Below are 26,466 nucleotides of genomic sequence, written 5' to 3'. Positions count from 1 at the left end.
TAAACATAAACTGTACCATTTACGCGCTTATTTTTTGACTTTTGTCAGCGTGCTCCGATTTGGGAGCGAAAGGCCACCAATTGGCTGCGCCAAACATTTTTGCCATAACCGGTACGAAAAATGGCAGCAGCAGGAAGGTATAAAGCAATAAGCCAGACAATACGACGGTTGCAATCTGCATCATAGATAACACGCCTGACGGGTAGAATGAAGCGAATGTACCGCCCAGAATGATAACGGCGGATATAATAACCGGTCCCATATTACGCATGGCAAACAAAATCGCATCCTTAACGCTTAAATGTTTATTTTCATTAAAACGATCCATTAAGAAGATGCTGTAATCAACGCCGAGTGCCATCAGCATTACAAATCCAAAGAAAGGAGTTGCCCATGTCACGCCGGAATAACCCAAAATATTTGTAAATACAAGCTCTGTTATTCCCATTGAGGTAAAGAAGGTTAACAGCAAAGATGCAATAATATACAACGGCATAACGATAGAACGGAACAATAGGATTAAAATCAACAAGATGCCAATAAGCATTAGTGCTACAGTACGGGTATAATCTTCGCCAGAAATTTGCTTTAAGTCGGCAAATGTACTGGATACGCCACCCAGGGCAATATCGGATTGTTCAAGCTTTGTGTTTTTTACGGCACGGTCGACGGCCGCTTGCACTTCTTTTACGGAATCAATGGCTTTAGTCCCGTATGGATTCACGCTGAATACAACGTCTAATGTCATTACTTTACGGTCAGCTGACAAATATAAATCCAGCGCTTGCTTAAATTCTTTATTTTGTACAATTTCCTCAGGGACGAACCAGCCTCCCAATTCGTTGTCAGCCGTACTTCCGACTTGCTGTAAATAATTGTTGGCTGAATGCAGACCACCTGAGATTTGCGAGAGACCGTCCACGCTCTTTTGTAAACCGTTGGTGAGCTGAGTCAATTGTCCTGTCAATTGGGTGAAACCTTGGCCAATCTGGTTTTGACCATCTTGAAGCTGCTCGAGGCCATGCACGATGCCTGGCAACTTGCCGATAATCTGGCTTTGACCAGCAGCGGCTTGATTCAAGCCGGATTCCAGCTTGCTGATACCGGCAATAAGCTGATCAAGTCCGCTGGCTAGCGATCTCTGACCGGCAGCAGCTTGTGTATAGGCATCGTTGGCCTGCTTCATGCCACCGCTAATTTGCTGCATTTGGCTGTGCACTTGACCTAACGCAGCACCAAGTTGACCAATTCCCTTGCCAGATTGGGTGACTGTTGCATGAATCGTCACATAATCAGGGTCCTGCTGCAGCTCAGGGTAACGGCTTTGCAAGCTGGTGAAATGCTGCTCCAGCCCTTGCAGCGACTTGGCTGCCCCCTCTACTTGCTGCTGCATTTGAGTTAGGCCATTGCTCATCTGCACCATTCCACCACCAAGCTGCTGGTAGCTCTGCAGCAGCTTCTCATGAGCTTGTGCAAGCTGTTGTGCGCTTGCTTTGGCCTGCTGCAGCGCTTGCTTAAGCTGACCAGCTCCCATCGAACCATCTGCTATCCCTTTCTGAATTTGCGAAAGTCCACCTTGAAGCTGAGTAATGCCAGATGTTAATTGTTTTGTTCCGTCAGTTAATTTATCTGTACTGGAAGCTGCTTTTTTTAACTGAGGCTCATTTTTTGTTAATTGGCTGTTAGCCTCCGACAGTCCAGACTTGATGTCATTGATGCCTTTGTTGCCTTCTTTTAGACCGCTTTCCAAGCTTTTAACTTGTTCGGCAACCTTGAAATCCTGAATCTCGTCGCCGGCAGGCCGACTCAAGCTGCGCACGCTTGATACACCGTCCACCTTCATGATCTCGCGGCTCATTTTCTCCGCTAATGCCATGTACTCGGTTTCCTTAAGTGGATTGGCCGTCTTAATCACGACCTGAGTAGGCATAGACTCACCCGGATCAAAGCTTTGCGAAATAAGATTAAAGGCTTTGACAGATTCATACTTGTCACCGATCTCCTCCAAGCTGTTGAAAGATACCTGACCGCTATAGGTTATCAAGAACGGCACAGTTACAGCGGCAACAATCAAGAAAGCGGCCAGCGGACGCTTGAGGGAGAAGCTGCCGACGGCACCCCAGATACGACTTTCCTTGTGCTCAAGCGAGCCTTTAGTTGGCCAAAATAGCTTCTTGCCCAGCACTGCCATAAAGAAGGGCACTACCGTAACAAGTGCAAGCAGCATCACAGCAATCCCGATGGCAACCGCAACCGCAGAACGGTACAGGATAAACTGTGACAAGCCAATAACGGAAAACCCAACCAGTACGGCGAGTCCAGAGAACAAAACAGTCTTGCCAGCGGTACGATAGGTAGCGATAATGGCTTCCCAAGTATCTTCGTGCTGTGCCAGCTCTTCTTTAAAACGGCTGATTAGGAGAATGCAATAATCAGTACCTATCCCAAAGAGAACCGCAACCATAAAGATCTGGGTAAAGGTAGATAACGGGAAATCAGTACTGTCGACCAGAAAAGAAACGATGGATTGGGATACAATGTAGCTCAGCCCTACCGTCAATAGGGGAATAAACGGAGCTACAAACGACCGGAAAACTACAAATAATATAAGCAAAATAAAGATAACTGTAATGGACTCTGACTTTTTCAAGCCTGCTTGTGAGCTTTCGATCTGATCGTGATCAATTTGTTGTCGGCCTGTCATGTAATGCTCAACTCTAACGTCGTTTAGTTGAGTAGAGATTGCTTCCTTCACCTCTTGTGAACTGACGCTGCCTGTGTCAACGGTGAGGGAGGTTAAAATCGTTTTGCCATCTTTGGATATAAGTTTATCCGCTAATTCGGGCTGTTCAAATGGGTTAAGCATGGATATAATGTGCAGCTTTGCTTTGCTGTCTGCAAGCATTGTCAACGTGTGATTGACCTCTTGTTTCTCATCCGTTGATAGCCCGTTTGGATTATGGAATAATAGCGCGATTTGAGACTTGTGAGAGTCCCCATTTGCTGCGGCTACTTCATCCAGGATCTCCTGGGCTCTGGACGAAGAATAACCATCCGGGACACGAATAGTACCCTTTTCTTTTACAAGCTCACTAAGGGAGGGGGCCGTCATAAATAAGGCAATTGCTGCCACAATCCAGATAGCCATAATGGCCCATCTTGCTTTCAGTATGGTTCTCATTTGGTGTCACTTCCTTCTGCCATTAATGTAGCCAGTCTTTCAAACTTGCTAATGAACGATTCAATTTCTTCTTCTTGAAAATGAACTAAATAAGAAGATACAATGGCATGCACTTTGCCAGACATGTGCTGGTAAGTTTCTTGGCCGGCTTCGGTGAGTGATAAATAGACTTGCCTCCTGTCAGAATCATCACGGGAGCGCTCTACAAGCCCCCTATCGGCTAGTCGGCTGACAATGGCGGTAATTGAGCTTTTGCCGACCATTAACGTGTCTGCGAGATAAGTCGGCGTGCATGTTCCCTGATCATAGATAATACATATGGTTTGGAACTGTTCTGGTGTCATTGTATTAGGTGTGGAACTGTCAAGCTGTTGAAATAGCTGCTTTATCACGGTCGATTGCGCAGACATGTACCGTTGGATAAGTTGCTGCGGATTAAAGGTCAAGGGAAGTGACTTCCTTTCTAATAGTTCTATTATCGAATAGTTCGATAATAGAACTATATCGTGGTGAATTTTGATTGTCAAATGGTACCGCTTAGGCAGAGCTATTTGGCAAATCTCAGATTGGTGTATAATAGAAAGGAATAATTGTGAGGTGACACATCAGATGGCTCTACATATCGTACTAGTGGAACCGGAAATTCCGGCTAATACAGGTAATATTGCACGAACATGCGCAGCAACAGGCATACACCTTCATTTGGTCAGACCGCTCGGATTTAATACGGACGATCGAACTTTAAAGCGTGCAGGCTTGGATTATTGGCATGCAGTTAACATTGAATATCATGATTCGTTTGCTGAAGTACGGGATCGTTACGCAGATTCGCGTTTTTTTTATGCGACAACCAAAGCGGACAAGCGATATAGCGACTTTGAGTATGTGGACGGAGATTTCTTTGTATTTGGCAAAGAAACAAAGGGATTACCGGAACCATTGCTTGAGGCTAATCGAGAGACCTGCATTCGTATGCCGATGACAGACAAGGTACGTTCACTTAACTTATCTAATTCGGCTGCGATTATTGTCTATGAAGCGTTAAGACAGCTGAATTATCCAGGCATGGAATAAGCCTTGCGACCGCCGTGAGCGGCGTAACGAATATATGCGATGCAGTGAGTTGTTATTCCAGGCTTCGGGTGACGATTAGGATAGTCTTAATAGACATCGTGTTAGGACGCAGCCCGGTAATTATATAGTGGTCAATAATCAGAAATCGGTGGAGCTTGGCCAACTTTTTTCATTTGCATTCATGCTAATACAGCCAATCACTTGTGATTGGCTGTATTTTGCTTGAGCAGCACTGGATATTATTCGGCATGATGCGCAGCAGAGGTAGTCAAAAGACAAAAACAACTTTATGACAGTAACTGAATAAAAACTAATTATTTTGACAGTTTTCAGCAGGAATTATGAATAATACAGCGAAAATAATAGGGTATAGGGGCAGAGTTCTCTAGGGTAATCATGAGGAGACGAATATACAAGAGAGGTGTAACTGATGAAACCTGCCGGTGTTGTCCGTAAAGTCGACCAACTGGGGCGAATTGTTCTTCCGAAATCGCTTAGAAAGCGTTACCAAATGAATGAAGGGGATCCTGTCGAAATTCTGGTCCAGGGCGATCATATTATTTTAGAGCGATATCGTCCAAAATGTGTGTTCTGTGGCTCTATGAATGGCGTTGCCGAATTCAAAGAGCGTTACATATGTTCACAATGTATGACTGACATGACGCATCTGGTGCGTTAGTGTTGACGACATAGGGGGCACGAGGGCATCACTAACGTGATGCCCTCGTGCTGTCCATGGGATAATAGCGAAAGAAGCCCCCCTATGATTATGGGAGGCTTCTGCGTAAGTATGGACTACAGTCCTTTTGTCTTGTCTTCGTTGTAGCCAGATGTGAGCATGGCTGTAATAAACAATGCAAGAGTTAACATAATGATCCAAAACGTAAGAGACATGATGCGCACACCTCCAATAGACTACTATTATTATACCCAATACATTCCAAAAAGGAAATGAAAAAGGTGTGAATTATGGTACAGTCAGTCAATGGATGATGTGTTATAATAACTGCTTTTCATTTGGGTAAATAAGAAAATTACGCTAAACTATTCAAAAAATAAAAAGTGCGTAGGCAGTTGACGCAGCTCGCCGTCAGAAGGGTGATTCACAACCCGTCCTTTAAAGATGAGTGATGAGGAGCCCCCGCCATCCAAATTATAGGCATCACGAACACCTAAATTAATCATCTTCTGCTGCATCTCTTCAAGCGTTGCACCTGATCCGCCATTTTCATTGTAGCCGTCAATAACCATAATCAAGAGCTGATCGTCTTTGTAGTTGCCGATGGTCGTACGCGGAGCGCGATTGGGTGCTTTCCACTTATCGGGTATTGTAAGCTTGTTGCCGTTATTCAACAGGTGTGGAACAAAGGTAGCTCCAAACTTCGGATTCTTCTGATCAAGCTGCGTCTTGTCGAAAAATTTGCCGCCAATCAGCCGACCTAAGGTATCAAGTCCGACAAAAGCCAGATCTTTGAAGCTTGGCTCGAAGGCACTCACATAGTCTCCGTTCAGAACCGTTGTTCCAAGTGGATAGCGATTGCCGCGACCTTCGGCATAACCACCAGCATTGATGCCAGCAACTGCGCCATAACGCTTCACGGCTTGCATCGTCGTTTCTGATCCGCCGTATTTATCCTTGCCAAGTGTCATTTTCATAGCTTTCTGTTCTTTCAGCTTAACCTTCATTGCATAACCATTATATGTAGCCTGATTAATCGCATATAACTCGGCACGTATGTTATCGCTCTCGATATGATCGATTGGCGCTCCAAGTTTGGAGGATATCCGTTTGTTGTAGATCGTCTCCGGGCGATTGGCTTGTTTAGATGCTGTGTATACAATATCGTTCATCGTTGAAGTCGTCTGCTTGTACAGGACAGAGACACGGCGGACAGCATCAATTGTATATTGTGCCGTCTTCCCTGCTTGATCCAACCCCTCGGTTACGTGGTCGTAAGCTGTGTTCCACGTGTTTATTTCTACTGGTTTAGCGTTAGTAAGCTCTACAGATACTGTTAAGGAAGAGAAGACCATCCACAGCATCAGACCGAGGAACGGTGCGGTTGTCATCATAAACAAGCGGTTGACGAATTTTACTTTCATATCTATTTCGCCTCACTTATTTAAGCAAATCCATTTTTTTCTTTAACGTGTCCAACTGCTTCTTTACTTCATTGAGCTGCGTGTACAGTTTGTTACTGTTATCTGTCTTATTAGAAGCGTTATCTTTTGTAAAGGTCAGTAACTCGTTAAATGAATCGATTTTACTTTGCATTTCAACCAGCTTGGTTTCCAACTTGTGCAATTGCTCCTGATAGGTTTTCTGAACCGCTTGAATCTGGGCATTTGTCTGTGTTTCCAATTGAGTCAACATCGTCACTTTGATGTGCTGGCTGTAATAATACGTCGCGGTTACGCCGATTCCGATCATGACGAACCAAAATAGCAAAAACCATTTTGCAGGGGCTCCGTTCGCCTTCGTTCGGGTACGGCGAGATGACTCGCGACCGGGTTCCAAAGTAGGTTCCATCAATCTTCACCTCGAACAAGAGTCTATCCAATTAGACCCAGTACTTAAAATACATTCTATTATTCTATCATGACTGTCAAGTCGGGGCAAAATGACAAAATTCGCTTTATTGCTATATCGGAAAGCGTTCGATACAATCGAATTAGATCAAATTTCGGGTATAGCTGAGACTAAAGTTTCATAGATTGATATAAACAGACATGGAGAAATAGAGAGAAATGATAAACCTTACCAGTTTACGCAAGTGGGGGATTGTAGGCTTAGCCATTGTACAAATATGGTTGTTATTTGTGATTATCAAGTATCCGTATATTGGCGTGCACGTAAAGGAACAAGACCATGCATGGGTTGTGTCGCGCTTTGCGACCACAGAACAATTTGATATGCGAAAGCTTCGTATCGGCGATCATATCATCCGTATTAACGGACATGTGCCAGAGGCACATATGCCAGTGAAGAAATGGCATAAGCTTGAACAAGCCAATTCTGTCGTTGTGGCGCGGGGAGGAGAAGTTCTAACGGTTCGCCTCGATCAGAATGAACGGCATCCTTTGTATGATTTTATGCCAATTATAACGGAGATGGTGTTGTTTACTATCGGGTGGCTGCTGCTCAAGCGAAGAGATGGGTCAACTGCGGGCAAGATGCTTGCTTGTTTATTTTTTATGATGGGTTTGATTTATTTGTGTTATGGAGCATCTTTACGTGGAGACGTGCTTAGTTACTGGCTAATGTTTACGGGACTGATGCTAATTCCGGTGATGTTCTTACATTACGTCTATCTTTATATTAAAGAGAAGGCGAGCTTGGTGCTGTCAACGAAGTATATCAAAGGCTTGTACACATTTATTTTTACATGTTCGATTGTGAAGTGGGTATATATGGTTTCTGATCGCACGTACATAGCCTACAAATTTGATAATGTATTTACATACTTTTTCTTTGTGTTAATTGCGATTGTAAATGTACTGTTTATGTTTAGACTGTATTTCAAATACCGACATGAGCGTACTTATTTTACGTCAGCTTTAACGCTGATTTCTTTTTGTGTTGGGATTGCATTTATGCCGATTGTCAGCCTGTCCTTTGTGCCCAATATTTTTTCAGGACTCCCTTTGGTGTCTCCGCTCATATCGGGTTGGTTTGGAATCATGTTTATGATGGGGCTGGCTTGGCTCACGACCTTTTACGGCTTGCATGACATAAGTGTCATTATGAAGCGTGTACTCACAATTGGTCTCATTGCTGTAGTTCCCAGCGCGATTATTATGGGATGGGACGCGATTGTATTCGGCGACCAAGAGTCGATGATTGTTCAGATATTTACATTTTTATTCATTCTATTTATTGTTACGACCTTCATGTTTACGATTGAATATTCGTGCGGCAAGCTGGAGGAAGTATTGTTTCCTCGCAAGACTAAACTTGATCAATCGTTAAAGCGTATTGCTTCTCGGCTTGGCTACATTCAGCATCGTGAAGACTGGAACGAAGAAGTGCTGCGTGTTATCGTTGACACATTGACGTGTAACGCTGCTGCTATTGTCCGCAAAGACCGACATGGCGCCATCGACATCATAATGGAGGGCGAGATGGAGGCTGATTTACTTAAAAGACAGCTCTTAAAAGGGAATTTCCAGCATCCTTATGTGTTCTGGTTTGATATCAATTTGGAAGTAGAGAATAGATATTACATCGTTATCGAGCGCCGTTCTTCCAAGGCTGAGCTGAATCGGGAAGAGAAGCAGTGGATGGAACATGTATTAACTTATTTATCGATCAGCTTAAATCATATTTATCGGGCCAGAGTCTTGCAAAGCCAGCTAACAGATCTGCAATATCATCATTCCAATAAAAATGACACGATTGAGCAGAGCATGGTTTCCTTACTGTTTGATATGCAGGAAAAGAACAGAGGGTTGGTAGCACAATCGATTCAGCAGAAGGCAATGAAGCCGCTGCATGATATGGCAATTATGATGGAGGAAACAAAAGCTTTAGAAGATGTCGAACAGGTGCAGGCAGGGATGGAGCATATCCAGCGCAATTTGGAAGATGTGAGTTTATATATGCAGCATCTAAATTCAGGTTTGCGGCCTACACTAATCCAGACGGTAGGTTTGCAGCATGCGCTGCGATCTTGGATAGAGGGTGAATTTGCGGAGAAGATGCCAGTTGTTCAGATGGAGATTGGCAGTGCCGAATTGCTGGAGGCTCAATCTCAAGATTGGAAACGTCATGTATTTCGGATGGCACAGGAATTGCTGCACAATGGCAAGCGGCATGCGTATGCCTCTTTGCTTCAATTGTCATTCAAGCAAGTAGATGACAACTGGGAGTTGTTGTATGTGGATGATGGTGTAGGATTTGCTGCCAAGTTAGCTATGGAGCCGAACGATTCTGCACATGGACTTATGCAGCTCAGGAATAGGGTTCAGCTATTGGATGGAACGATGGAGGCGTTATGCACAGATGGTAATGGATCCAAAATCCAGATTCGCCTGCCAATGGTAAAAAGTACCGAAATTTCAACCTACACAATTGGTGGCTGATTCATGAGTTTGCGATTGCAAAGTAACGGGCATAGGTGTATATTTTGGAAATAGTGAAAGGGGCGGTATATAATGAAATACTCATTTTCCTCACGGATTGAAGCCGTAAAAAGCTCGGCAGTGAGAGATATTTTAAAGCTGACACAAGGACAAGGGATTATCTCTTTTGCAGGAGGATTACCTGCAGAGGAATGGTTTCCGATCGATGCGCTTAAATCAGCTTCTGAACAGGTGTTCCGTATGGGAACCCAAGCATTCCAATATGGGTTAACTGAAGGTGCGACATCACTACGGGAACGGGTAGCCAAACGTATGATTACCTATCGAAATATACCCGTTGAGCTTGACGAGATCATGATTACATCTGGATCGCAGCAATCTTTGGACTTATTTGCCAAGGCGATGATTGATCCCGGTGACGTAGTGCTAGTGGAGAATCCGACTTATCTAGCCTGTTTGCAGGTGCTTCAATTGTACGGGGCAAACGTGATCGGTGTTGAAAGTGACGATTACGGGATGATTCCTGAGGATATTGAAGCGAAGCTGAAGAAATATAAACCTAAGTTTGTGTATGTAGTGCCAACATTTAGCAATCCAACGGGACGTGTATGGAGTGTAGAGCGGCGTGAGGTGCTGCTGCGGCTATGCACCGAGCATGAAGTGCTGATCTTGGAGGATGATCCTTACGGAGAGCTGCGGTTTAGCAACAACAAGGTGCCCAATATTGCGGCATTAGAAGGAAATGCAGCCAATCGAATCGTTGCTTACACGAGTACATTCAGCAAGACGGTGACACCAGGCATGCGGACCGGATGGATTGTTGCCGATAAGCGTGTTATTCAACGATTGGCACGCGGCAAGCAGTCTTCAGATTTACATTCAAGTGTATTCGATCAGCTGATACTTAGTGAACTGCTGGAATCGGACACGTTCTCTTTGGATGACCATATACATAAGCTGTCGCTTGTATATAAAGAACGAATGGAAACGATGGCCACACATCTGCAGCAGGACGTTCCTTGGCGCGAAGCTGTGTGGAAGATGCCGCAAGGCGGTATGTTCTTCTGGGTGGAGCTGCCGGAAGGATTGGATGCGGAGGCACTGCTGAAATGCGCAGTTGGCAAAGGAGTTGCATTTGTGCCGGGAACGCCGTTTTTTGCGGGCGAAGCCAAACGGAATACGATGCGGCTGAATTATTCCTTTGCGGAGCCTGAGGTCATCCATACGGGGATGGATCGTCTGGGCGAAGCTGTTGGAGAGTTTCTCGGCCGTCACGTGTAGACACGGCCGTATGACAGCGGAATGAATCAAGTTATACAGCTTCATTCCGCCTGGAGCAAGTGAGGATCGGTTCATTCCTCGCTTGCTCTTTTTTTGATGTGCGGCGGGCGTCGCAGTGGATAACAGCTCGTGGTCGCAGTCTTAAGGTGCAGCTTGCACCGTTCTAAAGTCTGCGCTACGGCTTGTCTATGCTGCTTGCAAGCACATCTGCATAACGCTCAAGCGCCGTAGTGCCCTCGGGCGTAAGCGTGTAGACCCCTCGCTTGGTACGCTCGAACCAGCCGTAATAGTTGTGCTGCAAGATCGCGGCAGCATCCCCGACGCCGCTCTGCTCGCGCAGCCTTGCCGGCTGATTCGGCCCTTCGGCTAACGCGGCCGCCAAGCGCAGCGCCTTCTCACGGTATGCGGTCATAAGCGGCCGCTTTGTGCTGCCGCCGACATTATAGTCGCCGCTTCGCTCGGCGAATTCGCGCAGCAGCTTGCTCTGGCGAGCTGCGCGAACTTTGGGCTTAGGTGCTGCCTTGCTGCCCCTATCGTTACTATTAACAGAGTAGTTCACTGCTCCACCATCCTGTATTTCGTATGTGGATGCACCGGGACTCAAGACTATAGATGTGCTAGGCGATTGAGTCTGATCCCTTGTGTCTACTTCTGCTTCAGTGTGCATGATTGTTTCTTGTCCTGCTGCCTGGTCGGATTGTAGTTCAGTCTTGTGCTGCCGTGGAATTTGGTCTGCCAAGCTGCCTTCCGCCAACCCCGCTGCTACACGCGACGGGTGGCAAAACACCTCAACAAATGGGGTTTTCCTCGTATAAAAAGTGACCGTCATTAGTCCTAAACCAAGTCGGCGGCAGATGTCAGCGATAGCGTTCAGCCTTCGACGTCCTGCTTGTTTGCCTCGTTTTTGCTCAGCGGCGATGTAGACGTCGGAAGAGATCTTCAGCCGTTCCATCGCTTGCAAGAGCAGCGTTAAATTAATAGAGGCCTTCATTTCTATAATGATGGGATGCTCTGGCATGCTAGGGTGAAGCACAACAACATCACAGTGGCGTACTTCTGCCCGCACCTCGAATCCCCGACTTTCCCAGTAGGATTTGATAGGAGCATATAAATCTGTCTCCTTACGTACCTGTTTGCTCAAGCTACCATTGTTGGCAGAAGGCATATACATTCCTCCCGTATACAGCACGTCCACTTCACACGTGTGATTACCTTCTCATGTGTACTTGCTTTATTATAGCATGCCAAGAAGAGCCCTGATTGCAGACCTGACATGATGTCCAGACAACCTTTAACGAGAAAAATTTCGAGAAACTAATCCAAAGCGCTCGCATAGGATTGTAATACACTTTAGTTATTTAGTCGTTAGACAGTCATGACGAACTGTTCATTCGCGTGACAGGCGAGTATATCCAGCAAGGGTAGACAGAGACGGTGTTGGAGGGCAATGTAGCAAATCGGGAGCATGGGAGGTTAGTGGGATGGACATTTTCAAACGGATTGCTGAACACCGCGCCGAGAGCGAACGGTTAGGCTGGACCGGCACATTTAAAGAATATGTTGAATTGCTGCGTCACGACCCTTCGCCAGCGATGACCGCTCATTCAAGGGTCTATGAGATGATCGCGTCACATGGCGTGGAAGAGGTTGATGGCCACAATCGATATAAGTTTTTTGAAAAGGAAATTTTCGGACTGGATCGTGCCATCGAAAAGCTAGTCGAGGAGTACTTTCATTCGGCTGCCAAAAGATTAGATGTACGTAAACGGATCTTGTTGTTAATGGGTCCTGTCAGTGGAGGGAAATCAACAATTGTCACGATGCTAAAGCGTGGTTTGGAGCAGTTCACACGTCAAGAACGTGGAGCTGTGTACGCGATTAAGGGCTGCCCTATGCATGAAGATCCGCTACATTTAATACCTAACGAATTAAGACCGGAAGTAGAACGCGTGCTGGGCGTTCGCATTGAAGGGAATCTGTGCCCCTCCTGCCAGATGAGGCTGCGGACTGAATTCGAAGGAGACATCGAGCAGGTGGCGGTAGAACGCGTGCTGGTCTCAGAGGAAAACCGTGTCGGCATCGGGACGTTTAGTCCGTCTGACCCGAAGTCGCAGGATATTGCAGATCTGACAGGCAGCATTGATTTTTCCACGATTACCGAATTTGGCTCTGAATCGGATCCTCGAGCCTATCGCTTTGATGGCGAGTTAAACAAAGCGAATCGGGGGCTTATGGAATTTCAGGAAATGTTAAAATGTGATGAAAAATTTCTTTGGAATCTGCTCTCTCTTACTCAAGAAGGCAACTTTAAGGCGGGTAGGTTTGCGCTTATTTCCGCGGATGAACTTATCATCGCCCATACTAACGAATCTGAGTACAAAGCCTTTATTTCAAATAAGAAAAATGAGGCTCTTCAGTCTCGGATGATCGTGATGCCGATCCCGTATAACTTAAAAGTAACGGAAGAAGAGAAAATATACAGCAAGCTAATCAGTCAAAGTGACATGAGCCATATTCATATTGCTCCTCATGCGCTGAAGGCATCGGCTATATTCTCTATTTTGACACGGCTGAAGGAAACCAAAAAACAAGGCATGGACCTGCTGAAGAAAATGCGTATGTATGATGGGGAAGAGGTTGAAGGTTACAAGGAGAACGACCTAAAGGAGATGCAAAGCGAATTTTCAGAAGAGGGAATGTCAGGCGTTGATCCGCGTTACGTCATTAACCGCATTTCCAGTGCACTTATTAAACAGAATCTGTCGTGCATTAACGCGTTGGATGTGCTGAGAGCAATTAAGGATGGACTGGATCAGCACGCTTCCATAACCAAGGAAGAACGGGAACGTTACTTAAACTTCATTTCTGTCGCTCGCAAGGAATATGACGGGTTGGCGAAGAAGGAAGTTCAAAAGGCGTTCGTATACTCCTTTGAAGAGTCTGCGAAGACGCTGTTCGAGAATTATCTCGACAACATAGAAGCGTTTTGTAATTGGAAGAAAATCCGCGATCCGTTGACGGACGACGAGATGGAGCCGGATGAGCGGTTGATGCGTTCAATTGAGGAACAAATTGGCGTGTCTGAGAATGCTAAAAAAGCGTTCCGTGAAGAAATACTGATTCGTTTGTCATCTTATTCACGCAAAGGCCGTAAATTCGACTATAACAGCCATGACAGGTTGCGGGAAGCAATTGAGAAGAAGTTATTCTCAGATCTGAAAGATATCGTGAAGATTACAACGTCTACGAAGACACCAGATGAGAATCAATTGAAACGTATTAATGAGGTGTCGGCACGACTTATCGATGAGCATGGTTACTGCCCGGTATGCGCCAATGAATTGCTGAGATATGTTGGGAGCTTGCTGAATCGATAGTTGAGTTAAGAAATGGATGATCATGAAATAAGTGATGATTATAAGACAGGGAGGAAGCCTAGTAGGTTTCCTCCCTGTTGTGTTTAAGTATGGTGTTGTACAGGATCTTATACTTATTATATCTAGAGAGATTACTCTTTGGTTAACCCAATCATGACGCCTCCAACTACAATTAAGACGCAGCCTATAATGACATAAGCCATTTGTCGTTTGGATTTCTTTTCGCCCAGCAAATAAATACCACCTAATGTAGATAATATAATGCCTGTCTGGGACAGAGAGAAGCTAGTAGCGACACCAATCCGCGGCAAGGAGATAAGCAAACCTAGATTACCGATTCCCCACCAGACTCCAGTGAAAATGTTGCGAAACGCATATCGGGTATAAGGTTTATGTTTCCAAGTAAAGACAACAGCACCTGCAAACATCCCGATGGCCTGCGGCAATAGAACAGCCCAACCGTCAATGTTATACCACCGTATAACAATTACGTATCCTACATAACCGATTGTAGACACGAGCAAGGTGCCCAAGCCTTTTCTAATATGCTGCTCGCCGTTGCCCTCACTGCTTTTATCATTTTTAACTGTAAATATGACACCTATCAGAATACAGGCAATTGCGATAATACCTAGAATAACCGCGGTCGTCGTCTTCCATTCGCCAAATGCAAACACGCCAAATGCCGTCGTGGCAAATAATTGCATGCCTGTTGAGATGGGGACAGTTCGAGATACCCCAAGATAAGTGACACTGCTAAATTGATTGTACTGACCAACTGACCAGAGTACGCCAGAGAGAGCGCCGGCAACCCAGATGACAGGCGTGAGCTCAGGTGCTTTGATGAAAAATACGCCTAGAGCAAAGATAAGCGCTCCTATCGTCATGCCTATAAGTTGATGATGAGGTTTGCCGCCGAAATAAGAGCTGAGAAGCAGCAGGGTTCCCCAAGTAAAAGCAGGAATAAGGGCTAACAAGATATCCATAAATCATCCTCTTTTCAAATGTTGAAGTATATGAAGCAACAAGTGCTTCATCAAAGGTGTCTGTTCTGCGAAGAGGATATGTAACGATATATAAGCTCAAAAAGAGTGTCCGGCTGGTCAGCAGCAAGACACCCTTTTATCATGTCCAATAACGTACTTCGCAATGAATGGTTAGACGTTCGCTCTGCTTAGGAATAAGGTACTACCGAGCCCCGTTATTAAGGTAAATATACTGATCACTGCTGCTCCTGTTGAAGTTGGTATGCGAGGGAAGACGACATACAACGAGCCGATCACCATTCCGATAATTAGGGCATACATCACATGGGGAAGTTGCCATGAAAACTATGGAATCTGTTTTATGTCCGCTTCTTTGCATAAGTAAGGAATAATCCCCTAAATAAGTACGCTAGTTCCAAATAAGCGAACGCGTCAGAAGTTATTCCATTCGAACATGATGTATCTCTTTCTCTTTCTCCAGCAATAAGTATATTTGTTATGATCCTGACCACATACCATCCTATTCTACTATTAATTCGGTATAACATACAATTGATACATTTTTGTAAATGAAATTCATTTTAATTAAGTCATTTACATTATTAGGGGATTACTTGAAATTTTTAAAATGACTTGTTCGAAATGCATAATGTACCTGGTTAGTATCATACTAACAGCGTCGACATAACGGCAGAATGTAGTCTGTTCGCGGACCACACATTTCAACATATGAGGAGGAATTAGTTTGCCACATGAACAAATAGGTCAATCCTACCCATCCAATGCACCTTATCAAGCTTCCACAGCATATGCTAACAATGCTGGACAAGCATCTTATCAATCGGGAACGCTCTTGAGTGGTGGTTACGCTTCTGGCGGCTATGGGGGTCAAGCATCTTATACTTCCAATCAACAAGGTCTTGGTTATGGATCTGCAACGGGTGGGTATGCACAACAGTCTTCAGATGGCTCCTACGGCCAAGTACAAAGCATCACAGCACAGACACATGGCGCCCACCAAAATGTAGTGCCGCAAAGCTTCCAGCCGTACGGCCAAGTACAAAGCATCACAGCACAGACACATGGAGCGCACCAAAATGTAGTGCCGCAAAGCTTCCAGCCGTACGGCCAAGTGCAAAGCATCACGGCACAGACACATGGCGCGCACCAAAATGTAGTGCCGCAAAGCTTCCAGCCGTACGGCCAAGTACAAAGCATCACGGCACAGACACATGGCGCCCACCAAAATGTAGTGCCGCAAAGCTTCCAACCGTACGGCCAAGTGCAAAGCATCACGGCGCAGACACATGGCGCCCACCAAAATGTAGTGCCGCAAAGCTTCCAACCGTACGGCCAAGTGCAAAGCATCACGGCACAGACACATGGCGCGCACCAAAATGTAGTGCCGCAAAGCTTCCAGCCGTACGGCCAAGTGCAAAGCATCACGGCGCAAACACATGGTGCGCACCAAAATGTAGTTCCACAAAGCTTCCAGCCGTATGGCCAAGTACAAAGCATCACGGCGCAGACACAGGGTGCACAACAAAATGGAGTATCTAGCGGGTATCAATCGTATGGTCAAACCAATAGTGTGAACGGACAAGGCTATGGTGAGCAATCCAATTTCGTGTCGAGCAATTATTCGGCTGCGGGACAAGCTCAAAACATCACAGGACAAACCTATAGCGGGGATAACAATCAAAGCTATTCAGCTAGCAGTTATGCACCAGGTGGTTACTTAAAGAGCTACACTTCACAATCTCATTTGGTATAACACTAAGGACAGAGCGACTTCTTCGGGAGTCACTCTGTTTTTCTTTGCATATGACATTAATTACTTATATAATCATTGTTATGCTAAGTAAATAGGTTAAATGGGTTTACAGAGACTTTGGAAAGGAAGTGATTGAAATTTTGCCTTCATTTGAACGGAAGTTTGGATATTTGCTCGCACAAACCTATCGCCAAGTTTCAATGGAGTTATCTGCTCGAATTCGACCGTATGATATTACACGAGAACAGTGGGCTGTATTAAGCCGCCTCATAGATGAAAATGGAATCACCCAGGTGGAGTTGGCCGAACGATGTGATAAAGATCAGCCAACGGTGACGCGTATCATACAGCATCTTGTTCGGAAAGGATTCATACAGCGTATGCAGTCTGCGCGGGACAAGCGCGCCTATGAAATCAGATTAACTGCAGCAGGCGAGGCGTTGATCGAACAGTTGATTCCGATAGAGCAGGCTTTTATTGCCGAACTGATGGCCGGATTCTCGTCCGCGGAGGAAGAGCGGCTTGTACAGGATATGCTGCATGTTCAGCGCAATGTACGATCAACAGACCAGCAAAATCGAGCATAAATGAAAGTGGGAGACAGAAAGTGAGCAATACAATCCATACAGTCACAGCGGAGCCAAAGCTGTGGACTAAATCTTTTATGATCATGACGATGTCCAATTTCTTATTATCTTTAAACTTGTTAATGATCACACCGTCTCTGCCTGCTTATGTGGCAGATACATATCAAGCTGGCAGTTTAACCGTCAGTCTGGTGGTCAGTTTATTTGCTCTATCGGCTATCGTGACAAGGCTGTTTGCGGGGAGAAGCTTTGAACGGTTTAAGCCGATGACATTTCTTTGGATAGGGTTAGCTATCTATTCGTTATCAACCGGAGCCTATGGTATTGTACCGTCCTTGTTGTTGTTTATGGGCGTGAGAATTATTTATGGGATAGGATTTGGGATGACGAGTACTGCCGTTGGGACGTTAGTCACCCGTGTCATTCCGCCGCTACGTATGGGAGAGGGGATGGGTTTCTTTGGCTTGGCGAATAGTCTGGCGATGGCATTAGGTCCTATTGTCGGTTTGTGGCTGTTAGGTCAATTTGGTTACCAAACGTTAATTGTTACTGCATTTATTCTCGTTATTATTGTATTTCCTCTTTTGCTCAACTTAAAAAGTTCTGAGCCAGTAGGCAGCCCCAAACCGACTAAAAGCGGAAGCAGTGGTCCATGGATGGATCGTAAAGCACTGCTTCCTTGTTTACTGAATTGGCTGATGACGATTACGTACGGGGGCATTTTAACGTTTATTACGATGTTTGGCAAAGAAGCGGGAATTGGGAATGTAGGGATGTTCTTTTTATTTAACGCACTTGCGATTTTGGTTGTACGTATATTCTCAGGCAAGTTGTATGACAGATTTGGTCATCTTGCTATCGTGCCTGCTGGTTGTGTGCTGTTCGGGACGGGGCTTCTGCTCCTGTCATGGAGTCATTCGACGAGCATGCTCATTATGGCGGCATGTGTGTATGGGCTTGGGTATGGAGCTTTGCAGCCTGCACTTCAAGCCTGGACGGTTCAGCGAGTGGCGGTCGAACGTCGAGCGGCGGCTACAGGCGCTTTTTATAACTCGGTTGACCTCGGCGTAGCAGTAGGCTCATTGTTGTTAGGCGCAGTGGCTACGATGACCAATTACGCGATGATGTATCGTATATCCGCATTAAGTGCGATTTGCATGCTGCTTGTCTATGGAGGCTATTTATGGAAGACACGGCGGGTGTCTGCTGTGAATTCGGATGAATCAGTGTCGGCCTGATTTGTTAAGGTCCTATTTTTAAAAATGACTTGACATTAGCTTGGATTCGAGATAACATACTATCTATAAGTTAGTAAATAATTTAATTACATTAAACAAATCTTTGAGAGTGAGGTTTTATTTTTATGAAAAAAGTACTTGTCGTGAACTCGAATCCTAAACCAACTGAGATGTCCTTCTCACGTCGCTTGAGCGATCATTTCTTGTCTGAGCTGCAGGCAGCAGGCGCTGTTGAAATTGCAACAGTGAACCTTTATGAAGAACACATTCCGCTTATTGACGGCGTTGTACTTGATGCATGGGGCAAAGCGGCAGCAGGCGCGGAATTGTCGCAAGGTCAACAAGAAACACTTGGCCGCATGAATGAGATCCTGGATCAATTCATTGCAGCAGACCTGATTGTATTCGTAACACCTATGTGGAATTTGAGCTATCCACCGCTGCTTAAAGCATACATCGACAACCTGTGTATTGCAGGCCGTACATTCCGTTACACAGCAGAAGGCGCGCAAGGCTTGCTAAACGGCAAGAAAGTTGTTCACATCGAAGCGCGTGGTGGAGCATATGCGGAAGCTCCTGCTTATCAATTTGCTAACAACTACCTGCAAGCGATTATGGGATTTGTCGGCATCACAGACTTCGAAAATATCGTTGTTGAAGGTATGAACGCAGCTCCTGACCAAGCGGAAGCACTATTGGCAGCTGCTAAAGTAAACGCAGAAGCAAGTGTAAAACGATTGTTTGCAACTGTATAAGATAACGGATAACAAGAAGAGGAATTTCCTGGTCAGAGCGACTGGGGAATTCCTCTTTTTTATGCAATCGTGTTTGTCCTGCTGGAGACAAATCTGATGGCGTTACAGCTCTTCGGGTAAAGGATGTGTAAAAAGAGTGCTTCTTCTCATCTTCCAGCATTCATCCTCATTTCAGCGAAAAGAAGGGATAATGTCGCAAACGTGGCAGGTGAATGGCTGGTCGTGTGTGTGCATATGACTGAGAACGATATTTTATAAAAATCTAATATTTACATGATCTTCACAAGAAGCTGAAACTGAATTTACATTCATATGTGAAAATGAATCCAGAATCCTACTACATACAAAAGGGTGAAAATATGAAACGTAACATGCTGGCCGTATTAGCAACCTCTATAATTGTCTCCTCTTTTCTCGTACCAGGTGTCTCAGGTGCAGCAGAAGTTGGCAAGAGCAAGGTAACGATCTTGGCGTCTGCCCAGAAGGCAGCAGCATTATCTTCTGTAAGTATTGTAGTCGACGGTAAGGCAAGCACTGTGCGTGCGCTTCAAACAGGCGGCACTACTTTATACGCTGTCCGTGACCTGGCAAGTGCGCTGCATGTTGCACTTGAAGCAGAGCAAGGCAATATCTACTTATATGGCGGACAACCTTTGCATGTGATACAGTTCCAGCCGAATGTGAAGTCTTATCAGGCAGATGGTGTTACGTTAGAGTTCACGCAAGCTCCTGTTTCAAAAAACGGGGTTCTATATGTAGAACTGGATGCATTGGTGACGGCATTGGGCGGTGAGCGTACAACTGATAAAGGCGAATTGCAATTTGCAAGATACAAGAAGCTTGATGGTGATTTCAGCGCTCCACGATGGAACGCTAGTGGAAAAGCGGTTGTAACACGTACATCTGATGCAGGCATTCAAGTCTATGCTTTCAACCCTACTACTGCTGAATATCAGCAGCTGTCAGCTAACGAAGACGCTGCGGATCTTGCTGTATCACCTGATGGAAAGTGGGGGGCCTACACGGACGCCAACAGCCAGCTCCACCTGATCGATTTGGCAAGTGGATCTACTCAGACTTGGGGCAGCGACTCTTCCGTGAAAACGGACTTGAGCTGGTCACCGGATAGCAAGCTGTTATATTTTGCGCAAGGTGACAAGCAAGAGAAGATTGCTTCCATCAATTTGGACGCAGGAACGGTCAAGACAATCGTTAACGATAAGGTAGAGAACAAATCCAATATTCGAATCGCTGCCGATGGCAAGACGCTCTTGTATGCCGTAAGTATTACAGGTGTTGCCAAAAACGATGCAGACAGCACCGAAGAGTCTCTAACTATCGATTATACCAATGCAGGAGATCAACTGTACATATTGGATACAAGCGTTAAAGAGGGTAAACCTGTTCAAATAACGACTGGCAAAGACAACAAGTTGTATGCAAGCTTGCTGAATGACGGTCGAGTTGTATATGTGAGTGCCGATCCAGATGGTACAGCTAATGCTAACCTGTCCGCTATTACGATTAGCGACAAGAAAACGACAATCCTGGTGGATGATATTGATGTAACAGTAGCTGCGTTGTCTGCATCTGGACAATTATTCGTAGCGGGTACATCCAAAGATGGCAGCACAAAGGTATATGAAGTCAAAGCGGATGGTAAGAAAAACGTACTGTATAGTACATCCGGTTCGATTACCGAGCTGACGCCGTCAGCCAATGGAACGAGCATTGCGGCAATCGAAGACGGTTCTGCCATTGTCATTTCGGAAGGCAAAGCAACAAAGCTAAGTAAATAACAGATCCACTACAATGACGTGTACGCACGAGAGGAGAAATATAAAATGAACAAACGAGTTCGCGCATTTTCGATGGCTCTTATTGTTTCTTTATTTGCAGTAACAACTTTATTTAGCGGTGCTGCTTCTGCTAAAGAAGAACTAAAAGGCCGCATTACGATTAACGGTTCTACAGCTTTGCTGCCGATGACTTTACAAGCAGCTAAGGAATTTCAGAAGCTGAATCCGAAAGTTAAAATTGCAGCTTCCGGTAAAGGATCTGTTACAGGACCACAAGCGGTTAAGAAAGGTATTGCTCAAATTGGCGCATGCGACTGGGATGCCTCAATAGATGTTCCAGGCTTTAAGGCCTTTGACGGCCAAGTTGCTAACAAAGTGGCAGTAATTCCGTTCGCGACTATCGTAAATAAAAATGTGGGCGTAAGCAACCTGACTACAGAACAATTAAAAGGGATTTACTCCGGCAAGATTACGAACTGGAAAGACGTAGGCGGCAGTGATTCGGATATCGTTGTAATTACACGTGCTTTTGGTTCCGGTACTCGTGTTAACTATCAACTGAAAGCACTTGGTGGCGGAGATATCACAAAGAAGAAAGAGAACTATAAAGAAGTAGGCTCTAGCGGCGATATGAAAACAGCAGTCGCAACAACACCTAACGCTATTGGTTATATCGACCTTGTTTATGTAAACAGTGATGTGAAGGCTGTGAAATTTAACGGCGTAGAACCAACAACAGACAACGTCATTAATGGCAAATATAAAGTGTGGTCTTACGGCTATTATATGACAAAAGGCCAGCCTACTGGCGCGACTAAGGCATTTATTGAATATGTGCAAAGCTCCAAGTTCCAACAAGGTTCGTTGAAAAAGTTAAAATTCATCCCGCTTTCTGCTATGAAATAATCGGTTAGAACTAGATTCCATATTGTTCATAACGGCCAGCCTCTCAACCTAAAGAGGCTGGCCGTTATATGGGGGAACAACGATGAGCATGAGCACTGAAGTGCAGAGAATCGCGTCCATGGAGGGCGCCAGCTTGTTAAAGACATCCAATCGGCGCCGTTTTAATCGTTACGCGCGAGTTCAATTTACAAATAAGCTATTTAAATACATTTTTCTGTTCAGTATCCTAATGTTATGTTTGGTACTAGCATTAGTTATTTTCTTTATTGGAAAGACGGGCATCCTCACCTTTAAGGACATTAGCTTTGCAGACTTCTTCTTATCCATGGATTGGACACCTGAGGAAGGGCATTTTGGAGCGTTGGCTTTTATATTAAATACGCTGTCATTGACTGGAATTACACTGCTAATTGCTGTGCCGATTTCAGTGGGAATGGCGTTCTTGCTGGTCGAGATTGCACCGGAATGGTTTAAGCAATTTGTAAGACCTGTTCTGGACCTGCTGGTAGGTATACCTTCAATTGTATATGGTTATCTGGGGTTGACTGTCTTAATTCCGCTGCTCCGCGAATGGAGTGGAGAGAATCTAGGTGATGGCCTGTTCGCAGCAGCGCTCGTGCTGGCACTGATGATTCTGCCGACGATTGCCCGCGTTAGCGACGAAGCTATTGCGGCGGTGCCGAAGAAGTATCGAGAAGCGGCTTATGCGCTTGGATCAACGCGTTTGCAGGTAATGATGCGTGTAGTGCTGCCAGCGGCAGGCAGAGGGATTGTGGCTGCGATTATTCTTGGTATGACACGTGCCATCGGCGAGACGATGGCGGTTGTGATGGTAATCGGTAATACGGCCCAGTTGGCGACAGATCTCTTTATGCCAACGTCGGTGCTGACGAGTAATATTGTGATGCAGATCAGCAACGTTGAATTTGAATCAACGTGGAACTATGCGCTTCATATGATGGCGTTCCTTTTGCTCATCATTTCCTTTATTCTGATTCTCATCATTCGCTTAATGAGCCGCAAACGGAGGCAGGAAGCATGAATTCATTTGTAAATACGAATCGCAACAAGCGGGCCAAACTCTACAATCATACGGCCACTGGGTTGTTCTACTTGCTTGGCTGCGCCGTGCTGCTGCTCATTTTCTGGATGCTGTACACGATTTTGAGCAAAGGACTGCCTAGTATCACGCTGGACTTTTTGACAAAGGTTCCTGAGGAGATGGATGCGGGTGGCGGTATTGGTCCGGTTCTATTTAACTCTTTTTACATCTTAATAATCTCCCTTGTTATTTCTGTACCTATTGGGGTAGGGGCAGGTATTTACTTAGCCGAATATGCTCCGAACAATCGTTTTACTGAGATACTGCGTATGGCTGTAGAGACGTTGTCATCTGTACCATCGATCGTATTTGGCTTGCTTGGTCTGGCTATATTTGCTGAATATTTTCAAGTTGGACTTACGATTGTGGGTGGCGCTGTCAGTTTGGCATTTTTGAACTTGCCAATGCTGGCTCGTGTGACCGAAGAAGCGATTCGAGCAGTGCCAGAAGAATTGCGCAATGCTTCATATGCGCTTGGTACAACGAAGTTCCAAGTAATCCGTACAGTTGTTATTCCAGTTGCGCTGCAGGGAATTATTACAGGCATTTGCCTCGTGGCAGGACGTGCATTTGGTGAGTCGGCGGTTATTATTTTGACGGCAGGATTAAGCACGTCTGGTGAAATGTGGGATTTTAATTTATTTTCGCCAGGAGAAACGTTGGCTGTGCATCTATGGTACGTCCAATCGGAAGCGATAGTAGAGGATGCGGCTTCGATTGCAGACAAGTCCGCTGCGGTCCTTGTGTTTGTCGTATTATTTATTAATCTGATATTCCGAATCCCGCTGTGGTTGAACAATCGGCGTATGAAGCAGCGCTAATACTTAAGTTTAAGTCACGTACCAAGCGGAGCGAGTCTAACATAGGCTCGCTTATTTGCGTATCAATAGCTTGGTCAAATACGTATAATTGGAGATACTAAGCCAAAATATGATACGTGGGAGGATGCATCATGCGGAATATAAAGATACCGTATGGATATGAGCCGGCAGAAGCCTTATCCAAAGGCACGTTAATTTATTATGATTCGTTTGAGCACACGTCGGACATACAGTTAGATCTGGCGGTACAGCAGGCTGAACAGCGGTCTTTTGCCAAGCTGGTATTGTACCCGCTGCATGAGCAAAGCACTAAAAGGATGTATGCTGAACCAGTTAGTGCTTATTACAAGCGGGAAGATCGATTGCATGAATGGAAACGCGATCGCGGTTATCATGATGTTGCCATTGAAAGCTGGGAGGGAAGACGGAAGAAATATACGCCAGTAGAAACGGCGCTCCACCACATAATGGACACCTATCGGGCACCCTATTTCTTGTACGTCACGCCGGACATGGCTAACTTATTAGCTTCATACGCGTCCTTTGAGGCTTGGATCGTTAAGGTTAGATTACTCCTGTCAGCAGAACCAGATCACATTCATCCACGGCTGACACAATATCGGCAGCGATGGGATTGGGTAGGGACAGATGCAACATAAAGGATAAAACAAAGACTCCAGTCAGGCATCAGCTTGAGTGGAGTCTTTGGCATTGCGGTCAACTGCATAGGAGCGGCTGACCCCAATTCATATTAGGAGTGAGATTCTCCTTCAGTCGGTGTAGCGGCTTTCTTTTCCAAAGAATTGGTGATGGTAGCCTTGGACTTCAGTTCTTCAATCCAGGAAGGATACAACTGAGACACTTTCTGAGCGATAAGCGCGTCCTTGATGTCGCCTTTCTTCTCTTCAAATGTAGCAGTATGGGCTGCCTTGCGATCAGTCGTCTTAATGACATGGTAGCCAAATTGACTCTTGACCGGTTCACTTACCTCTCCCGTCTTCAAAGCAAAGGCCGCTTTTTCGAATTCAGGCACCATTGCTCCAGCTCCAAAGAAACCGAGGTCTCCTCCTTTGTCTTTGGAACCATCCGATGACTTCTCTTTGGCTAGTGCTGCAAAGTCTGCGCCTTCTTTAAGCTGTTTTACAATGGCGTCAGCTTCTTCTTTGGTTTTCACTAAAATATGAGATGCACGAACTTGCTCAGGCGTGTCCATGCTGGCTTTGTTCTGCTCGAACATTTGCTTCACTTCATCGTCTGTAACCGATACTTTGACGGACAGAAGTTTAGTGAGTTCTAATTGCTTCACAACCTGTTGACGCAATGTCTCTGTAGTCATGCCTGCTTGTGCCAGTGCGGCGTTCAGCTCATCTTCAGAATTAAAGCCTTTCTTAACCTTTTCCATCTCTTTGTTAATATCAGCATCTGAGATAGTCAAGTTTGCCTTCGTCATCTCTTGACGAATAAGCTCATTGGTGATCAGGGTGTCCAGCGTCTGTGCCCCGCCCTGCTTAGCGAGTTCATCATACAATTTATCCTTGCTGATAGACGTTCCATTTACGGTTGCTACCGTAGAGCTGGAAGCGTCACTCTTGATGGACATCGGCAAAATAAGTGCTACTAATGCCAATGCAAATATAACGGTTGTCCCGATCCAGAATCCTGTGCCGATTCCCTTTGCGCGCGGCTGCTCATTCACTAATGATTCAGCTACTGGTGTCTCTTGTGTAGTAAGGAGCGTCTGCTCTGTTATGGGCTCCTCGTGACCCTCCTTGTTGCTTGTTTGTTCAGGTGTTGGCTTGTCCTGCGTGTTGTTCTGCTTCTCTTCTAATTCCGTCTCTTGATCTTTCACTGCAGTTTATTCCTCCTCTAAGTTCGAACATCTAAATTTTACTATATACGCCTTAGTATAGGCCAGCCTTAATCAAAAGTTAATTTTAGATTAAAAATGACAAGCGTACAGAAGTCACCAATTAGGCGATAACACATATGATGGTAACGTGTGAAGGGAGGGAAAGCGCCGAATGGCAGTAATTAAATCCAATTCGGAACACGAGCGAATGCTGGCCCGTCTCATGCGTTCGGAAGCCGAAGGTGAAGGCGAGCAAGGCATGATGATGGTCGGTAATGTTGGTGTGAATCGTGTGCTTGGAGATTGTCTCGATTTCCGAAATATTAGAAGCATACCCGATATGGTGTACCAGAATCCGGGTGGTTTCGAAGCTGTTCAAAAAAGTTATTTTTACCAAAAAGCGCGCGATAGGGACATCCGACTTGCAAGAAGAAACATTGGCGGTGAGAAAACTTGGCCAGCCTCTAACGCATTATGGTTCTTTCGCCCTGTCGGGGCCTGCCCGGACACATGGTACGATCAGCAAAATACGGGGCGATTTAAAGCGCACTGCTTCTTTGCACCAACAGCTAGCGATTGTCCAGCAGTATTTAGATAATACAACCAGCCTGTCCCGAAGCACATTAGCGTAGGTTAGCAACTATTATAAGAGAC

22 protein-coding genes are annotated in these 26,466 nt (G+C 45.4%); 15 read left to right on the top strand and 7 right to left on the bottom strand.

Annotated features, from left to right (window positions below):
* Positions 1-19: 19 nt before the first annotated feature.
* Complete coding sequence (locus tag MH117_RS20575; protein ID WP_239331975.1) at positions 20-3,181, bottom strand: MMPL family transporter; 3,162 nt, start codon at positions 3,179-3,181, stop codon at positions 20-22.
* Positions 3,178-3,627: a MarR family winged helix-turn-helix transcriptional regulator gene (locus tag MH117_RS20570; protein ID WP_239331973.1), complete on the bottom strand. Its 450-nt coding sequence runs from the start codon at positions 3,625-3,627 to the stop codon at positions 3,178-3,180. The genes MH117_RS20575 and MH117_RS20570 overlap by 4 nt, the downstream gene beginning before the upstream one ends.
* A 163-nt stretch (positions 3,628-3,790) precedes the next feature.
* Here MH117_RS20570 and trmL point away from each other — a divergent pair, with 163 nt between their 5' ends.
* The gene (gene trmL / locus MH117_RS20565; RefSeq protein ID WP_239331971.1) at positions 3,791-4,255 is read left to right on the top strand and encodes a tRNA (uridine(34)/cytosine(34)/5-carboxymethylaminomethyluridine(34)-2'-O)-methyltransferase TrmL; all 465 of its coding nucleotides are present in this window, start codon (positions 3,791-3,793) and stop codon (positions 4,253-4,255) included.
* Positions 4,256-4,685: 430 nt separating this feature from the next.
* Positions 4,686-4,934: an AbrB/MazE/SpoVT family DNA-binding domain-containing protein gene (locus tag MH117_RS20560; RefSeq protein ID WP_239331969.1), complete on the top strand. Its 249-nt coding sequence runs from the start codon at positions 4,686-4,688 to the stop codon at positions 4,932-4,934.
* A 365-nt stretch (positions 4,935-5,299) separates the two neighbouring features.
* On the opposite strand, the gene MH117_RS20555 is transcribed toward MH117_RS20560, so the two are convergent.
* Positions 5,300-6,364 carry a phosphodiester glycosidase family protein gene (locus MH117_RS20555; RefSeq protein ID WP_239332381.1) on the bottom strand — a complete coding sequence of 355 codons (1,065 nt, stop codon included), beginning with the start codon at positions 6,362-6,364 and terminating at the stop codon, positions 5,300-5,302.
* 10 nt (positions 6,365-6,374) lie between these two features.
* Complete coding sequence (locus tag MH117_RS20550; RefSeq protein ID WP_239331967.1) at positions 6,375-6,785, bottom strand: hypothetical protein; 411 nt, start codon at positions 6,783-6,785, stop codon at positions 6,375-6,377.
* A gap of 218 nt (positions 6,786-7,003) precedes the next feature.
* Between MH117_RS20550 and MH117_RS20545 the strand changes: the two genes are divergently transcribed.
* Positions 7,004-9,337, top strand: a complete 2,334-nt coding sequence (locus MH117_RS20545) for a sensor histidine kinase (protein WP_239331965.1) — start codon at positions 7,004-7,006, stop codon at positions 9,335-9,337.
* Positions 9,338-9,409: 72 nt separating this feature from the next.
* Positions 9,410-10,618: an aminotransferase-like domain-containing protein gene (locus MH117_RS20540; protein ID WP_239331964.1), complete on the top strand. Its 1,209-nt coding sequence runs from the start codon at positions 9,410-9,412 to the stop codon at positions 10,616-10,618.
* Positions 10,619-10,793: 175 nt separating this feature from the next.
* Here MH117_RS20540 and MH117_RS20535 read toward each other — a convergent pair whose 3' ends face one another.
* Positions 10,794-11,783 carry a DUF2161 family putative PD-(D/E)XK-type phosphodiesterase gene (locus MH117_RS20535; RefSeq protein ID WP_239331963.1) on the bottom strand — a complete coding sequence of 330 codons (990 nt, stop codon included), beginning with the start codon at positions 11,781-11,783 and terminating at the stop codon, positions 10,794-10,796.
* Between the two features lie 316 nt (positions 11,784-12,099).
* Between MH117_RS20535 and MH117_RS20530 the strand changes: the two genes are divergently transcribed.
* Complete coding sequence (locus MH117_RS20530) at positions 12,100-13,995, top strand: PrkA family serine protein kinase (protein WP_239331961.1); 1,896 nt, start codon at positions 12,100-12,102, stop codon at positions 13,993-13,995.
* A 131-nt stretch (positions 13,996-14,126) separates the two neighbouring features.
* On the opposite strand, the gene MH117_RS20525 is transcribed toward MH117_RS20530, so the two are convergent.
* Entirely contained in the window at positions 14,127-14,981 is an 855-nt protein-coding gene (locus tag MH117_RS20525; RefSeq protein ID WP_239331959.1) for a GRP family sugar transporter, read from the bottom strand.
* Positions 14,982-15,726: 745 nt separating this feature from the next.
* Between MH117_RS20525 and MH117_RS20520 the strand changes: the two genes are divergently transcribed.
* The 9 genes from MH117_RS20520 (at position 15,727) to MH117_RS20480 (ending at position 24,622) form a co-directional block, all read left to right on the top strand.
* A complete protein-coding gene (locus MH117_RS20520) occupies positions 15,727-16,755 on the top strand; it encodes a hypothetical protein (RefSeq protein ID WP_239331957.1) in 1,029 nt (342 codons plus the stop codon).
* A gap of 128 nt (positions 16,756-16,883) precedes the next feature.
* On the top strand, positions 16,884-17,342 hold the full coding sequence (locus tag MH117_RS20515; protein ID WP_239331955.1) for a MarR family winged helix-turn-helix transcriptional regulator: 459 nt from the start codon (positions 16,884-16,886) through the stop codon (positions 17,340-17,342).
* A 20-nt stretch (positions 17,343-17,362) separates the two neighbouring features.
* Entirely contained in the window at positions 17,363-18,580 is a 1,218-nt protein-coding gene (locus MH117_RS20510; protein WP_239331953.1) for an MFS transporter, read from the top strand.
* 125 nt (positions 18,581-18,705) lie between these two features.
* Positions 18,706-19,335: an NAD(P)H-dependent oxidoreductase gene (locus MH117_RS20505; RefSeq protein ID WP_239331951.1), complete on the top strand. Its 630-nt coding sequence runs from the start codon at positions 18,706-18,708 to the stop codon at positions 19,333-19,335.
* Between the two features lie 359 nt (positions 19,336-19,694).
* Positions 19,695-21,134, top strand: a complete 1,440-nt coding sequence (locus MH117_RS20500; protein WP_239331949.1) for a hypothetical protein — start codon at positions 19,695-19,697, stop codon at positions 21,132-21,134.
* A 45-nt stretch (positions 21,135-21,179) separates the two neighbouring features.
* Positions 21,180-22,040 carry a phosphate ABC transporter substrate-binding protein gene (locus MH117_RS20495; protein WP_239331947.1) on the top strand — a complete coding sequence of 287 codons (861 nt, stop codon included), beginning with the start codon at positions 21,180-21,182 and terminating at the stop codon, positions 22,038-22,040.
* A gap of 88 nt (positions 22,041-22,128) precedes the next feature.
* Complete coding sequence (pstC, locus tag MH117_RS20490) at positions 22,129-23,082, top strand: phosphate ABC transporter permease subunit PstC (RefSeq protein WP_239332379.1); 954 nt, start codon at positions 22,129-22,131, stop codon at positions 23,080-23,082.
* Complete coding sequence (gene pstA / locus MH117_RS20485) at positions 23,079-23,963, top strand: phosphate ABC transporter permease PstA (protein ID WP_239331945.1); 885 nt, start codon at positions 23,079-23,081, stop codon at positions 23,961-23,963. The genes pstC and pstA overlap by 4 nt, the downstream gene beginning before the upstream one ends.
* Before the next feature lie 131 nt (positions 23,964-24,094).
* Positions 24,095-24,622, top strand: a complete 528-nt coding sequence (locus MH117_RS20480) for a hypothetical protein (protein WP_275444757.1) — start codon at positions 24,095-24,097, stop codon at positions 24,620-24,622.
* Between the two features lie 92 nt (positions 24,623-24,714).
* On the opposite strand, the gene MH117_RS20475 is transcribed toward MH117_RS20480, so the two are convergent.
* On the bottom strand, positions 24,715-25,812 hold the full coding sequence (locus MH117_RS20475; RefSeq protein ID WP_239331943.1) for a foldase protein PrsA: 1,098 nt from the start codon (positions 25,810-25,812) through the stop codon (positions 24,715-24,717).
* Between the two features lie 172 nt (positions 25,813-25,984).
* On the opposite strand from MH117_RS20475, the gene MH117_RS20470 reads away from it, so the two are divergent.
* Positions 25,985-26,410 (top strand): cell wall hydrolase, encoded by a 426-nt coding sequence (locus MH117_RS20470; protein WP_239331941.1) that lies wholly within the window; start codon positions 25,985-25,987, stop codon positions 26,408-26,410.
* The last annotated feature ends 56 nt before the right edge of the window (positions 26,411-26,466 follow it).

This window comes from Paenibacillus sp. ACRRX, assembly GCF_022346885.1.
In the GTDB taxonomy this organism is placed as follows: Bacteria; Bacillota; Bacilli; order Paenibacillales; family Paenibacillaceae; genus Paenibacillus_B.
This window is presented reverse-complemented; position numbering and strand designations above follow the sequence as displayed.